Genomic DNA, 13,326 nt, shown 5'->3' with positions numbered 1-13,326 from the left:
GGCGACGGCAAGGGATGCGATCATCCTCCAGTCGAATAGGCGTTGACGCAAATCCCGCTCCGGAAGAACGGCAAGGATCGCGGCAGCCGGCACCAGCGCAAAATTATATTTCGAAATCAATCCGATACCGACGGCAACTCCGGTCAGCAGATAGGAAAACAGGCTCGGGTTGCGCAGCGTCCTGAAAAATCCGTAGAGAAACAGCGACACGGCAAACAGCGCAGAGACGGTGTGCGAAAGGTCCCGTTGTGCCAGCAGAAAAACCGGCGGCAAGGTCAGAACGCCCAGCATTGCGATGGCTGCCAGCGCCCGGTCCTTGATGGTGATTTGCGCGGCGAGGCCATAGAACAGGCAGCATAGGAAAAGCAGCAGGTGTTTGAGGGCGGTCAACGCCGTCAGGGAAGCGCCGAATGTCTCCACCACCGCATATTGCAGCCAATTGTAAAACGGCGGTTGCGGGCCGTAGCCAAGAGCAAGGAACTGCGAAACGAAGGCCTGCTCGCCCTCATCGATTTCGAGCGCCGGAGAGATGAAGACACGCAGCGCCACGCACAGCACAAAATAGGCGGCGACGGCAAAAATCATCGCATCCGGGCGGCGGAAATCAGTGCGAAGCATCAAGTCTGTCCTGCTCGAAGACCTTGCGCACGATATAGGGCGGCGTGTCGTTTTCGCCGGAGTAGAGCCGCGCCATCATTTCGGCGAGAATGCCGGTGGTGATCAACTGGACCGAGGACAGGAACAGCATGACGCCGACGATCAGCATCGGTCGCGTGCCGATATCGTTGCCGAACACGAACTTGTCGATGAACAGGTAGAACAGGATCAGCGCACTGAAGCCGCCGGCGAAAAGGCCGATAGAGCCGAAGAAATGTCCCGGCCGCGCCTTGTAGCGCATGAAGAACAGCACCGACAGCAGGTCGAGGATCACGCGGAAGGTGCGCGAAATCCCATACTTCGACGTTCCGTGCTGGCGGGCGTGATGGGTGACCGGCATTTCGCCGATGCGGCTGCTCGGCACGACGCCTGCGACCCAGGCCGGAATGAAACGGTGCATCTCGCCCATCAGCTTGACCTGCTTGATGATCGAGGCCTGGTAGATCTTCAGGCTGCAGCCATAGTCGTGCAGTTTCACACCGGTGATCTTGCCGATCAGGTAATTGGCGCACCAGGATGGGATCTTGCGCAGCAACAGTCCGTCCTGACGATTCTTCCGCCAGCCGACGAGAAGATCGAGTTCGCGGTCTTCGATCGCCTTGACCATCGCCGGAATGTCGCGTGGATCGTTCTGCAGGTCGCCGTCGAGTGTGGCGATCAACCTGCCGGACGCGAGGTCGATACCGGCCTGCATGGCGGCGGTCTGGCCGAAATTGCGCTGCAGCTCGACAATCTTCAGCCGCAGTCCGCTGGAGAGTTCCCTGCGGGCGCTGACAAGCGTGCCGTCGGTACTCCCGTCATTGACGAGAATGAGCTCCCAAGGCTTGTCGAAATTCGCCATGGCTTCCCGGATGCGGGCGACCAGCGGTCCGACGCTTTCCTCTTCATTGTAGATCGGCACCACGACGGACAACTCGACCGGCTGGGTCACGCCGGTCTCTGCCCTGTTTGCTTCCAATATGGGATCCAAAATCAAAGCCTTTTAAAAACGCTGCAGGTTCTCTCGCTTAGGTTATCGTGATAACCAGCCGTTCCATAGCACCGGACAGGAAAGTAGCAAATATATGAATGCAGGAGAGGATGCCAGCCGGGGTTCATGGCTTGTCCGCAACCGGATGACTGCCGTCTCCCTTGTTGCCGTCATTGCCTACGCCGCTTTCATCCAGTGGATCTGGGGTTGGCCGGTTCTGTTGCGGCAATGGGGCGAGATAGGCCTCGTTCCGGTGCTGTCGGCCCTCATGCTTCTGGTCGGTACCTACTTCATCCGATGCTACCGGATATACGACTATTTCCCGAATGAAACCCGGGGCCGGTTTCTCCCGCTGCTGCGCGTGACGCAGGTCCATAATCTCCTCAATATCATGCTGCCCTTCCGGGCCGGTGAAACCAGCTTTCCGATCCTGATGCGCTCGGAATTTGCCGTGCCCTTGACGCACAGTACCTCGGCGCTGCTGCTCATGCGGCTTCTCGACCTGCACGCCCTGTTTGCCGCAGCCGGTGTTGGTCTCGTCATCGGCGGTGAAAAACAGGTGCTCGGCTGGTTGCTGTGGGGGCTGTTTCTCGTATCTCCACTGGCTCTGTTCCTGTTGAAAGGTCACGCGCTGGCCGTTCTGCAGCGGCGCCTGCCGGACAAGCTCGGCAAACTTTTGGTCGAGGTGGAAGCCGGATTGCCGGCAGATGCGCTGGCTTTCGTGCGGGCATGGTTGATGACGGTTCTCAACTGGTCGACGAAAGTCGCGGTGCTCGCCTGGGTGCTGGCGACGATGGGCGTCCTGCCGCTTGCCGCCTGTTTCGGCGGGGCGCTTGGCGGTGAATTATCGTCTGTCCTGCCGGTGCATGCGCCAGCCGGCGTCGGCACCTATCCGGCCGGCATCACGGCCGGCGCCATATCCTTCGGCGCGCCGGCCAAAGGCGCTGCCTTTGACTTGCTTGCCAGCGCCAGCGTCAACGCGCATCTGCTGATCGTCGTGTCGGCGGTTGCCGGCACGCTGTTGTCGGTCATCCTGTCGCCGCGCCGTTAGAGGCTCTCAGCCTTACTGGAACGCAGTTTCAAAGAAGCTGCGCAGCTTGCGCGAATGCAGCTTTTCCGGCGGCATGGCGGCCAGTTTCTGCAGCGCCAGGATGCCGATCTGCAGATGCTGGCTGACCTGCGTCTTGTAGAAGGCCGTCGCCATGCCCGGCAATTTCAATTCCCCATGCAGCGGCTTGTCGGATACGCACAGCAGCGTGCCGTAGGGCACACGGAAGCGGAAACCGTTGGCGGCAATGGTCGCTGATTCCATGTCGAGCGCGATGGCGCGCGATTGCGACAGCCGCTTGACCGGGCCGCGCTGGTCGCGCAGTTCCCAGTTGCGGTTGTCGATGGTGGCGACGGTGCCGGTGCGCATGATCCGCTTCAGGTCGTATCCCTCATAGCCGGTCACTTCCGCCACCGCGTCCTGCACGGCCACCTGAACTTCGGCAAGCGCCGGGATCGGGACCCAGACCGGCAGGTCGTCGTCCAGCACGTGGTCTTCACGCACATAGGCGTGGGCAAGCACATAGTCGCCGAGCGTCTGGCTGTTGCGTAGGCCCGCGCAATGGCCGAGCATCAGCCAGGCGTGCGGGCGTAGCACAGCAATATGGTCGGTGATTGTCTTGGCATTGGAAGGCCCGACACCGATATTGACGACGGTAATGCCGCCGTGGCCCTTCCTCTTCAGATGATAGGCCGGCATCTGCGGCAAGCGGGCAAGTGTCAGGTCCGAATCGGGCCTGTCCGATCCGGGCTGGGTAACGATGTTTCCGGGCTCGACGAAGGCTGTGTAGCCGTTGCCGCCCTCAACCATCTGCTGACGCGCCCAGGCGCAGAACTCGTCGATATAGAACTGGTAGTTGGTAAACAGCACAAAATTCTGGAAATGCGTGGCGCTGGTCGCCGTGTAGTGGCTGAGCCGCGCCAGCGAATAGTCGATGCGCTGGGCGGTGAACGGTGCCAGCGGCGAGGGTTCGCCTGGACCCGGCTCATAGGAACCGTTGGCGATTTCATCGTCGGTGGTCGTCAGATCCGGCGTATCGAACAGATCGCGCAGCGGGATATCGATGTTTTCCGCCATTGCCGCTTCGACATAGGCGCCTTCGCCGAACGCGAAATGCAGCGGGATCGGTGTTGCCGATTCAGACACGGTGACGCCGACGCCGTGGCTGCGGATCAGCAACCCAAGCTGTTCCTTCAGATAATGCCGGAACAGTTTCGGCCGTGTGACGGTGGTCGTATAGACGCCGGGCGCGCTGACATAGCCGTAGGACAGGCGCGAATCGACATGGCTGAAGCTGCTGGTCTCGATGCTGACCTGCGGATAGCAGGCGCGATAGCGCGAGACCGGCGTTCCCGTCCGGCCAAGCTCGGTAAAGGCATCGACCAGGAATTTCGTGTTGCGCTCGTAGAGGGCGGAGAGGGCATCCACAGCCGCGGCGGGATCGTCGAACGTTTGCGGTTCGAAAGCGTCCGGTGTGGCGATGGAAAGGGCGGAGAGGGAAGAGATTCGTTTGCTCATGCGGCATTATAGGATGCCGTTTTTTACAAGCAAACGACAAGATTGGGATGCGCCTGCGCCATCCGGGAAAAGCCGCTCAGCGCGGTCCGGCAAGAATGATGAGCGTGCCGGCCAGGGCAAGCGTCACGCCCGTTGCGTCCCAGCGATCGGGGCGAACCCCCTCGACAAACCAGAGCCAGGCAAGCGATGCGGCGATATAGATGCCGCCATAGGCGGCATAGGCGCGTCCGGCCGCTGCCGTGTCGATGAGGGTCAGGAGCCAGGCGAAGAGGGCGAGGCTCGCCATGCCGGGAATGAGCCACCAGATCGGCCTATCGAGTTTCAGCCAGGCCCAGAAGGCGAAGCAGCCGGCGATTTCCGCAACAGCGGCAAGGGCATAGATGGCGAATGCTAAGATGGGCATGGTGTTCCTTCCTTGGGTATCCATAGGAAGGCAGTGGAATTAAATGTGCAAGGGCATGACGCTGTTGGGCAGGTTAGCGCTTTCAGCTCATCGACTGGCGCTGCAGCGTCACGAACAGAACGAGGCCGGCTCCCTGCTTGCCGATACCAAGGCCGGAGGCCTTGCTGTAGGCAACTGCACCCATCGGAGCCATCAAAAGGGCCGCGAGCGTCAGCATGCGCAGGGCGATGGTTGCGGAACGGGTGAGGGAGAACATTGCTATTACCTTAGAGGTTGGAGCTTAGAGCTTGGCCTGTTCGCAGAACTTCGTGGTGTGCACGGTGCAGTCGGCGATCGAACCGGCAAAGTTGTGGCGGCGGCGCTGGCTATCGGCGCTGACAGCAGCGGCGAGCGTCAATGCGAAGACGACCATGAGCATGCTGATGATGGTCAGGCGGCGGGCGAGAATGTCCATGGCTTTGTCCGTTTGATCTGGTGTTTCGATCGGGGTTCAACTCGATGATGACCTTTTCGCATAGGCAAACTGAACTCTTCCTGAGACCTCGGTTCATCTCCCGTTCATCTTCGCGGCCTTTGCAACCATTCGAAGAGCGCATCCACCATCCGAAAGCCTTTTCGGCCTGAAGCGCGTGTTGAAACGCCGGGCGTGATTGTAGCGGGTCAGGGAGGTTTTGATGAACACGGGGAAGGGCGGCCTCAGACCTGAGCGTGCGAAGACGGCAGGGCCCGCAAAACCTTGTTCAGCCAGGCGCGGGCTGGAAATCCGGCACGCAGAAAATCACAGCGCACTGGATGTCAGAAGTGGTAGCCGGCGGGCATGCCCGCCGGGTGGCCGGCGTAATTTACATCCGCGTCCAGGTCTGCGACTTGCACAGTATCTTGAGAACGCACCCCTGCATCTTCAGCGAGGCGCCGCTGATCGATGCATTGCCGCTATAGGTCTTGTCATTGGCCGGGTCGGTGATCTCGCCCGAATAGCTGTCGCCGCTGCCGCTCATGCTGCCGATGCGCTTGCCGGCATGTTTGCCGGTCTTCAGGGTGATGCAATAGCTGCCGCCGCAGGATGCGATGGCGGCCGTCTCGCCGCTTGCAGTCTTCCAGTTGCCGACGATCGGTTCGGCGGCAAAGCTTGAGGCTGCCGTCGCCATCGTCATGGCTGCAGCGAGTATCAATGTGCGTTTCATCATGTCCCTCCCGTAGAATTCGCCGAACACCGCTGTTTCGGGCGAAACGTTGCCAGAGCCGGTCTCCTCACCGCTCAATGCCGGGAAAATAGCTTACGCGGACGTAAACGTAAATATGCGCCCGGCCGGTTTTGCGCTGAAAATTCCACGAGAGAATTCGGCCTGCCGCGCTGTCTCTTTCCACATGGCGCAACGGGCGACCGTTTTGCGTGGTTAGCGATTGGTTGAAATCGGCGTCTGAATTTTCCGTAAAGATTGAGGCAAAAGCCAACGTTTCAAGGCAGTCCGATGTTTAACAAAAAACCAAGTTTACCAATCGTTTGAACTTTGTTTGTCCCACATTAATCATGCATTTTAAGCGTGTATTGAAGCCACTGCTGCATATTCAAACCCATAAGACGAGCAGGGAAAAATAACCCGCCGACATCCTTCAGGGGGCCAAAGCCGCACAAGACGGCGGCCCCTTAAAGGAGCCAAAAAAGGCAGATAAAACAGGGACTACCGACGTAACCAACCAGGGTAACAGGGACAGAGACAATGGCACGCTTTGACATTCAGAATGCTTCGGATGCCACGATGGGTGGCGAAAACCGCGCGGACGTCTTTTGCGAAATGGGCTTGATGTATGCAACCGGACGTGGTTGCGATGTCGATCTCGTTGCCGCGCACAAATGGCTCAATATCGCGGCCATCAAGGGATCGGATCGTGCAGCAGCGCTGCGCGCCGACCTGGCCATGACCATGAACAAGACTGACCTCGCCACGGCGCTGCGCGCCGCCCGCGAATGGATGACAGTGCATTGAGGACACTAGGCAACAGGCAATAGGTCTGGGCCTCCCGCTAAAAGGAGGAATGCCTACTGCCTGCCGCCTACTGCCTCGATAACCTTCGGCAGCGCTTCTGCCAGAAGGGCCATGTCCGCCTCCGGTCCGGTGCTGATCCGGATGCAGCGGTTTAAGGGCGCCACGCCCGGCATGCGGATGAAAATGCCGTGGTCGGCCATCAGCCGGTCCACCACCGCGCGCGCAAAAACAGCATCCTTGCCGCAATCGATCGTCACGAAATTCGTCGCAGACGGCAGGGGCTTCAGCCCGTTGTCAACAGCGATCTTAGCGATCCTGTCGCGGGACGCGGCAATTTTCTGAAGAACCTCAGCCAGATAGTTCTTGTCCGCCAGCGCTGCGACGGCTGCGGCGGTCCCGACCCTGTTCATGCCGAAATGGTTGCGGATCTTGTCGAAGGCCTGTGCGGTTTCCGGCGTGCTGATGGCGTAGCCGACGCGGGCGCCCGCAAGGCCGTAGGCCTTGGAGAAGGTGCGGGTGCGGATGACGTTCGGCATATCGATCAGCGAACCGATGGAAGGAATGGTGCCTGCCGGTGCAGTCTCGCCATAGGCCTCGTCGAGGATGAGGAGGCATGTCTCAGGCAATGCCTTTGCAAAGGCGACGACGCTGTCGGCGCCCCACCAACTGCCCATCGGATTGTCGGGATTGGCGAAGTAGACGAGGGGGGCATCTTCCCGTTTGACTGTAGCAAGCAGGCCGGCAAGATCCTCGCGGTCTTCGACATAGGGAACCGTCACCAGCCGGCCGCCATGGCCTGCCACATGAAAATTGAACGTCGGGTAGCCGCCGAGTGAGGTGACCACCGGAAGACCGGGCTCGATGACCATGCGAACGATCTGCCCGAGCAGCCCGTCGATGCCTTCACCGATGGCAAGGTTCGCCGGTGCTGTGCCCAGATGGCGGGCGAGCGCATCTTTCAGCTCGAAATTTTCCGGATCGTTATATTGCCAGACCCCTGCCGCTGCCGCCGTCATCGCCGACAGAACCGACGGAGCAGGACCAAAGCCGCTCTCATTGGCGCCGATTCGCGCCGCGATCGGCCGGTTGCGCTGGCGTTCGATCGCTTCAGGCCCGACAAAGGGAATGGTGGAGGGAAGCGAGGCGACGAGCGGGGTAAATCTGGAAAATGCGGACATGCGGATGATCGAGCCTGACAATGAATGAAATCGCGGCGGAGACTACTGCATAATTCCTTAAATCGGAATCGATTTAAGGAGAAAATTCTGCAGCAAATCTAAAGTGCTACAACGACCTTTGCGCGTCACGAATGACGCGCGGCGCTAGCGCTGTTGCCACGCCATGCAACCCGAATCCATCACATGAAAGACCAATTGCACAGCAAGCCGCCGTCAGGCAGTTCCCCGGTGGGCTAGTGTTTCTTCAGCTCGCCGCCGGTGAAGAATTCGTAGCGGACGATCTCGTGAAGAAATTCCTCGTCGATGGGTTTGATGAAATGCACCTGGATACGGTTGTCGCGACGATAGACTTCAGCGCATCCGATCCGCTTTTTCGTGCCGACTATGGTCAGGTAGTAGTGTTGCGGAAGACCGATTGTCGTGTTGACGATGAAGCTTGCGCCACCGCGCGAGATTTCGGTCATCTTGCAGGTTCGGGTCGAGACGCCGCCAAGGGCCGGCCGCACGGCCATCAGGGTGCCGGCCTGTCCGATCGCGAAACGCTCGAAGCGCTGCTCGTACAGTTTGGAGCTGACCACGGAATACATCGTCGAGTTCTGCATCGTCACTCCCCCGATAGCGGCCGGCGCCGGATGATGAAACCCACATCTGCCGAGCCGTTGTCAATCGCCGCCCTGGCCTTCGTCATGACGGCAGGGGCGGCATGGCGCAGAATCGGTCACGAATGTTGCAATCGGTTGAAAACATTCCTTAAAAATTTAATGAGGGCGTAAATTGGCGCACTGCGTCCGTCGCGGTGTCGCAAATCAGGACGTTGCACCGGTAAAATAGCGGCAGGCCAGCAGGCCACGGCTTGCAGAAAAACGCTGTGACAAAGGTACCCCAGGCAGCGTTCAGATCAGTCCGCTGGTAAAGTCCATCCGGATCAGGCGGCTGATGAATTCCGGCGCCAGCTGCATGTTGAAGCGCACCCCGAGCTCGGTTCGGAGCCGATGGACCTGCGAGCAGCCGATTTCCTCGCGAAAGCCGTCGATTTCCAGGAAAAAGTGCTTCGGCAGCAGGATATTGGCGTTGAAATCCACCATGGCGCCGCCGACCGAGATATGGCGCAGCAGGCACTGATATTTCGTCTTCGTCTTCAAATGCTGACCGACCACAAGGATGCGGCAGGGGCGCTCTATATAATAGTGCTTGTAGCTGGTGGTCAGTTGACCTGGCTTTGCCTCGGCGAGATGCATCACCATCGACATGGGAAACTCCGGAAAATTTGAGGGCGGCGCGCCGTTTCTGCTGGATGCTGCAACTCTTGATGATGGGCACGCTCTACGTTTTGCCGTGCCCGCAATGATAGCAGTTTCCAACGCCATCCTTGCACTGGGCTTGCGGTTCCAGTGGCCTTGCCGTCATCCGTGCTAAAAAAGCCTGAAGGCGGACATTGAAACCCGCCCGGCCATACGTAATACTTTCATGCAAAGCGCGCTGGCGAAAGCGCCAGGCGAAACAGGGGTGATGTTTGCGCGGTTCGGGAGGGTATATTGCACCCGGCGGACTGCGCGAGCGCGGAGGGAAAATCATGTTCAAGCGTCATGTCCATGGCTGGTTGCCGATCTTCATTCTGGCGCTGTCGATCATTGCGTTTCAGGCCGGTTCCGCCGAGGCGGCAAAGCGCGTCGCGCTGTTGATCGGCAATGAGAAATACGAGGCGACGTCGCAGCTGAACAACCCGGCCAACGATGTCTTGTTGATGAAGACCTCATTCGAGGATGCCGGTTTCGATACGGTGACGGCCGTCCATGATCTGGATCGCGCCTCGATGGTCCGGGCGCTGCGCGATTTCGAGGACACGGCCACCGGCGCGGATGTCGCCATCATCTATTATTCAGGCCATGGCATGGAGATGAACGGCCAGAATTTCCTTCTGCCGGTCGATGTCAGCCTGAAGACCGACAAGGACGTGGAGGACGAAGCGATCCCGCTCGATCGCGTGCAGCGCTCGCTGGAAGGTGCGACGCGGCTGAAACTGGTCATTCTTGATGCCTGCCGCAACAATCCCTTCGAGCAATCGATGACCCGTTCGATCTCCACCCGTGCCGTCAGCCGCGGTCTGGCGCGGGTCGAGCCCGAATCGGCCGACCTCTTGGTCGCCTTTGCCTCGAAGGCCGGCACCGTGGCGATGGACGGTGAGGGCAAGAACAGCCCGTTTGCCACTGCTCTGTCAAAATACCTGACCGAACCCGGTGTCGATGTCCGCATCGCGCTCGGCAAGGTTCGCGATGAAGTGGTGACCGTCACCAATCGCGGCCAGGAGCCGTTCGTCTACGGTTCGCTCGGCGGTGCGCAGATATTCCTCAATATCAAGGAAGTGAATATCAACGTCACCAACAACGGCAACACGCAGGAAGTCTCGCCGAACGGCCAGTCCGCAGCGGCTGCCGACTGGCAAAACATCCGCGATCTCGCCGACAAGGATCTGATCGAGGTGTTTCTTGCCAAACATGGAGCCGACCCGGTCTACAAGATGCTGGCCGAAAAGAAGCTGAAGCTTCTGGAAGAGGCGGCCCAGACAACGGTGACGCCGGACGAAATCGCCTGGGAGGCTCTGAAACAATCGACCGATGGCGCGGCGCTGACCCGGTTCGTCGAGCGTTACCCCGACAGCAAGCACAGGGCGGAAGCGGAAACCCAGATCGCAGCGCTCGAGCCGAAGAAGGGGCTGAATATCTCGCAGACCGGCAAGGACACGCAGGCCTCGCGCGATTGCTATCTGCTGGCCGGCGAGCCGCAATCCATGCCGGGCTTCCTCGGCGTCAATTTCCTGAAGATCGATTCGGCGCGTGCGCTGACGGCCTGTGCCCAGGCGGTCAACGAAAATCCCGATGACATGATGCTCGTCAACATGCTCGGCCGCGCGCACGATGCCGGCCGAAACTATGTCGAGGCGCGCCGCAACTACGAGAAGGCGGCCGATGGCGGCAATATGTATGCGTTGACCAATCTGGCCTGGTTCTCGATCTACGGCACCGATGGTCCTGTCGATATCGACAAGGGGAAGGCGATGTTCGAGCAGGCCGCCAATAACGGCAATGCCTACGCCCAGGCGTCGCTCGGCTGGCTCTATCGCGAAGGCTATGGCGGCGTTCAGCAGGATTTCGCGGAATCGCTGAAATGGTATCAGCTCTCGGCCAATCAGGGGTACGCCAATGCGATGGCGACACTCGGCTGGTTCTACCGGGAGGGCAACGGCATTCCCAAGGATTTCGATCAGTCGCTTTCCTGGTACCAGAAGGCGGCCGAAGGCGGCGACGCCAACGCGATGTCCTCGCTCGGCTGGGCTTACCAGAACGGACTCGGCACGGCGCAGGATTATGCCCAGGCAAAGGCCTGGTATGAAAAGGCGGCCAATGTCGGCGATGCCTATTCGATGGCGCTGCTTGGTTGGTTCTACGATGACGGCAAGGCCGTGCCGCAGGACTACGCGCAGGCGCGCAACTGGTACGAAATGGCCTCCAATGCCGGCAGCGCCTATGCCATGGGCAATCTCAGCCGCCTCTACGACTGGGGGCTTGGCACCAAGGCGGATCCCAAAGAGGCGGTGCGCTGGGCAGCGGCAAGCGTCGAGGGCGGCGATCCGGCCAAGCTTCAGGAATTGAAGACTTCCCCGGACAATTTTACGCCCGCGTTCCGCAAGGAAATTCAGGCGCTGCTGCGGGATCGCGGCTATTACAGCGGCCCGCTGGACGGCGATTTCGGCGCCGCCACGCAGAACGCGATCGACCGTCTGGCGAAAAAGGGCTGAGAAACGGCCGCCATGACCATCGATGAAAACAAAAGGGCCGGGCCCGTGAATACAGGCCCGGCCCTTTTGCTGGGAAAAAGCGGGCCGGCTTAGCGATTGTTTTCCAACGCCTTGAGAGCGGCCTGCCCGGCGGCATGCGCCTGGAGCTGGCTGGTGAACTGACCGTGGGCAGGATAGACGACCGTGCCGCGCTTGAGCACGAAAGCCCATCGCCCATTGCGCAGTTTTTCGATCGTCATCTTTGTTTCCGGTTTGCTGTCGTTGCTCATGGTGGATTTCCGAACCTGTTGTTGTCTGCTGCCTGCACGATAACGGCGGACGGGCCTTCATAACGTTATAAGGAAAKGATTAGCCCAACACCCCCGCCGCGGGCAATCGGCCCAATGCCAATTCCTTCTGGCGTTGCGCCCGGCCGGAGCCCTGACGTCTTAGTGGTTATCACGGCCGCTCCATCGGACCGAAAGAAAGGGAGGGCCGGATATTTCATGTGTGGGTGATGGGCGCGCGTTTCCACATCAAACCCGTTTGCAGCCTGCCAAGCCGTGAAACGGGCGCAGAAAATCAACTTTGTCGCGGGAAACCGCAAAAACCCCTTGCAATGAAAGGCTCCTGACTCTAGTCAGGCGCTAACGGAGAGGTGGCCGAGTGGTCGAAGGCGCTCCCCTGCTAAGGGAGTATACCCGGAAGGGTATCGTGGGTTCGAATCCCATCTTCTCCGCCATTTTCCCTGATTGTCCGGTCCGTCCGCTGAGCGGCATCGATTACCGCGCCTGATATCAGCAGCGACCAGCCCATTGCCGATTATGAGCGCATGGCGGCGTTTGATCCGTCTTTCGTTCAGCGTTGCCATTGCGCCGTTGACTGTCACCTCGCGGATGCTCAACCAAATCTTCAGCACGCGGAGTGGAATTGGGCAGGCATGCCAAGCCTTCTTCTTTGCATGCATATGCCGCCCCTGATTCCCACTGAGCTGCTCTGCCCGGGACGGCATGGTCGGCGCCGCTGTCCGTCAGCACGGTGTGCGATAAGTTCGGTCGTCCGGTTGGACCATTCGTCGAGCGCCTACGAATCGTCCCGGAGGCATCTTCCAGCGGTGATTCTGCGAATCGTGCCGCTGATCTGGTCAAATGGCATCGCGATTCCCGTTCTTGAATAGGCTTGATTGTCATCGCGGCCGTTGCCGCGCCCCCTGCCGCGATGCTGAGAATCCCGCCGCGCAGCGCCGTTTCGCCCCATTTTTGCCCCGTTATGACACGGGCCACGCCACGGCGGGGGCGGCTAACCCCCGGTGAATAAAGGGTTTTCTTAACGTCTTGTTAAGAACTTCCGGGCGTTTGAGACGATTTTGTGTCGTTTCAGCAACAGCGCAGGGGGAAGGGCACATCAAACAGAGCGAACTGGCAAGTTGGTGATTGCGCCCACGGTCCCGTCTTGTATTTTCAACTCCGGAAGCAAGGGCGGTTGATCGTCCGACTTCTTAAATGTTGGGGATGGGGCAGGGAATACTGTCCTTCAGTATAATACCCAGACCTGTTTGAAACTTTTGACTGGAGGTCAGAAATGAACATCAAGAGCCTTCTTCTCGGCTCCGCTGCAGCTCTCGCAGCAGTATCCGGCGCCCAGGCAGCTGACGCAATCGTTGCTGCTGAGCCGGAACCAATGGAATACGTTCGCGTTTGCGACGCTTTCGGCACTGGCTACTTCTACATCCCGGGCACGGAAACCTGCCGCACTGGCTACTTCTACATCCCGGGCACGGAAACCTGCC

Annotated in this window: 15 protein-coding genes and 1 tRNA gene; 5 read left to right on the top strand and 11 right to left on the bottom strand. The window is 59.6% G+C overall.

Annotation, left to right across the window (positions count from 1 at the left end):
• Both AC1D17_RS25150 and AC1D17_RS25145 read right to left on the bottom strand, forming a co-directional pair.
• The coding region (locus tag AC1D17_RS25150) for an ArnT family glycosyltransferase (RefSeq protein ID WP_477568013.1) at positions 1 to 618 on the bottom strand (618 nt) is incomplete at its 3' end.
• A complete protein-coding gene (locus AC1D17_RS25145; protein ID WP_477568012.1) occupies positions 605 to 1,615 on the bottom strand; it encodes a glycosyltransferase family 2 protein in 1,011 nt (336 codons plus the stop codon). The genes AC1D17_RS25150 and AC1D17_RS25145, both read right to left, overlap by 14 nt.
• Positions 1,616 to 1,721: 106 nt before the next feature.
• Here AC1D17_RS25145 and AC1D17_RS25140 point away from each other — a divergent pair, with 106 nt between their 5' ends.
• Positions 1,722 to 2,678 (top strand): lysylphosphatidylglycerol synthase domain-containing protein, encoded by a 957-nt coding sequence (locus AC1D17_RS25140; RefSeq protein WP_477568011.1) that lies wholly within the window; start codon positions 1,722 to 1,724, stop codon positions 2,676 to 2,678.
• A 12-nt stretch (positions 2,679 to 2,690) separates the two neighbouring features.
• Here the strand turns inward: AC1D17_RS25140 and AC1D17_RS25135 are convergent, their stop codons facing one another.
• The 5 genes from AC1D17_RS25135 to AC1D17_RS25115 form a co-directional block, all read right to left on the bottom strand.
• On the bottom strand, positions 2,691 to 4,193 hold the full coding sequence (locus AC1D17_RS25135) for an AMP nucleosidase (protein WP_477568010.1): 1,503 nt from the start codon (positions 4,191 to 4,193) through the stop codon (positions 2,691 to 2,693).
• 76 nt (positions 4,194 to 4,269) lie between these two features.
• On the bottom strand, positions 4,270 to 4,590 hold the full coding sequence (locus AC1D17_RS25130; protein WP_372353146.1) for a YnfA family protein: 321 nt from the start codon (positions 4,588 to 4,590) through the stop codon (positions 4,270 to 4,272).
• A gap of 88 nt (positions 4,591 to 4,678) precedes the next feature.
• Entirely contained in the window at positions 4,679 to 4,852 is a 174-nt protein-coding gene (locus AC1D17_RS25125) for a hypothetical protein (protein ID WP_477568009.1), read from the bottom strand.
• Between the two features lie 24 nt (positions 4,853 to 4,876).
• Complete coding sequence (locus tag AC1D17_RS25120) at positions 4,877 to 5,050, bottom strand: hypothetical protein (RefSeq protein ID WP_477568008.1); 174 nt, start codon at positions 5,048 to 5,050, stop codon at positions 4,877 to 4,879.
• A 388-nt stretch (positions 5,051 to 5,438) separates the two neighbouring features.
• Positions 5,439 to 5,780 (bottom strand): DUF2147 domain-containing protein, encoded by a 342-nt coding sequence (locus tag AC1D17_RS25115; protein ID WP_477568007.1) that lies wholly within the window; start codon positions 5,778 to 5,780, stop codon positions 5,439 to 5,441.
• 537 nt (positions 5,781 to 6,317) lie between these two features.
• Between AC1D17_RS25115 and AC1D17_RS25110 the strand changes: the two genes are divergently transcribed.
• A complete protein-coding gene (locus AC1D17_RS25110; protein WP_060503623.1) occupies positions 6,318 to 6,584 on the top strand; it encodes an SEL1-like repeat protein in 267 nt (88 codons plus the stop codon).
• A gap of 53 nt (positions 6,585 to 6,637) precedes the next feature.
• Here the strand turns inward: AC1D17_RS25110 and AC1D17_RS25105 are convergent, their stop codons facing one another.
• From AC1D17_RS25105 to AC1D17_RS25095, 3 genes are all read right to left on the bottom strand, one after another.
• Entirely contained in the window at positions 6,638 to 7,762 is a 1,125-nt protein-coding gene (locus AC1D17_RS25105) for a pyridoxal phosphate-dependent aminotransferase (protein ID WP_477568006.1), read from the bottom strand.
• A gap of 233 nt (positions 7,763 to 7,995) precedes the next feature.
• Complete coding sequence (locus AC1D17_RS25100; protein ID WP_477568005.1) at positions 7,996 to 8,364, bottom strand: PilZ domain-containing protein; 369 nt, start codon at positions 8,362 to 8,364, stop codon at positions 7,996 to 7,998.
• 291 nt (positions 8,365 to 8,655) lie between these two features.
• Positions 8,656 to 9,012 (bottom strand): PilZ domain-containing protein, encoded by a 357-nt coding sequence (locus tag AC1D17_RS25095; protein ID WP_477568004.1) that lies wholly within the window; start codon positions 9,010 to 9,012, stop codon positions 8,656 to 8,658.
• A 323-nt stretch (positions 9,013 to 9,335) separates the two neighbouring features.
• Here AC1D17_RS25095 and AC1D17_RS25090 point away from each other — a divergent pair, with 323 nt between their 5' ends.
• Positions 9,336 to 11,558, top strand: a complete 2,223-nt coding sequence (locus tag AC1D17_RS25090) for a caspase family protein (RefSeq protein WP_477568003.1) — start codon at positions 9,336 to 9,338, stop codon at positions 11,556 to 11,558.
• An 89-nt stretch (positions 11,559 to 11,647) separates the two neighbouring features.
• Here AC1D17_RS25090 and AC1D17_RS25085 read toward each other — a convergent pair whose 3' ends face one another.
• Positions 11,648 to 11,827, bottom strand: a complete 180-nt coding sequence (locus AC1D17_RS25085; RefSeq protein WP_477568002.1) for a hypothetical protein — start codon at positions 11,825 to 11,827, stop codon at positions 11,648 to 11,650.
• A gap of 362 nt (positions 11,828 to 12,189) precedes the next feature.
• Here AC1D17_RS25085 and AC1D17_RS25080 point away from each other — a divergent pair.
• Positions 12,190 to 12,279, top strand: a tRNA-Ser gene (locus AC1D17_RS25080).
• A gap of 839 nt (positions 12,280 to 13,118) precedes the next feature.
• Positions 13,119 to 13,326 (top strand): porin (locus AC1D17_RS25075; RefSeq protein WP_477568001.1); only part of this gene is annotated, 208 nt, incomplete at its 3' end.

It is taken from the genome of Pararhizobium sp. P1_E7 (assembly GCF_056405855.1).
The sequence above is the reverse complement of the archived record's forward strand: the minus strand, read 5'-3'. Positions and strand labels throughout refer to the sequence as shown.

Excerpts from the sequence above, each read along its gene's own strand:
- AC1D17_RS25140 (WP_477568011.1), top strand. The coding sequence starts at position 1,722 with ATGAATGCAGGAGAGGATGCCAGCCGGGGTTCATGGCTTGTCCGCAAC.
- AC1D17_RS25135 (WP_477568010.1), bottom strand. The coding sequence starts at position 4,193 with ATGAGCAAACGAATCTCTTCCCTCTCCGCCCTTTCCATCGCCACACCG.
- AC1D17_RS25125 (WP_477568009.1), bottom strand. The coding sequence starts at position 4,852 with ATGTTCTCCCTCACCCGTTCCGCAACCATCGCCCTGCGCATGCTGACG.
- AC1D17_RS25120 (WP_477568008.1), bottom strand. The coding sequence starts at position 5,050 with ATGGACATTCTCGCCCGCCGCCTGACCATCATCAGCATGCTCATGGTC.
- AC1D17_RS25115 (WP_477568007.1), bottom strand. The coding sequence starts at position 5,780 with ATGAAACGCACATTGATACTCGCTGCAGCCATGACGATGGCGACGGCA.
- AC1D17_RS25110 (WP_060503623.1), top strand. The coding sequence starts at position 6,318 with ATGGCACGCTTTGACATTCAGAATGCTTCGGATGCCACGATGGGTGGC.
- AC1D17_RS25105 (WP_477568006.1), bottom strand. The coding sequence starts at position 7,762 with ATGTCCGCATTTTCCAGATTTACCCCGCTCGTCGCCTCGCTTCCCTCC.
- AC1D17_RS25100 (WP_477568005.1), bottom strand. The coding sequence starts at position 8,364 with ATGCAGAACTCGACGATGTATTCCGTGGTCAGCTCCAAACTGTACGAG.
- AC1D17_RS25095 (WP_477568004.1), bottom strand. The coding sequence starts at position 9,012 with ATGTCGATGGTGATGCATCTCGCCGAGGCAAAGCCAGGTCAACTGACC.
- AC1D17_RS25090 (WP_477568003.1), top strand. The coding sequence starts at position 9,336 with ATGTTCAAGCGTCATGTCCATGGCTGGTTGCCGATCTTCATTCTGGCG.
- AC1D17_RS25085 (WP_477568002.1), bottom strand. The coding sequence starts at position 11,827 with ATGAGCAACGACAGCAAACCGGAAACAAAGATGACGATCGAAAAACTG.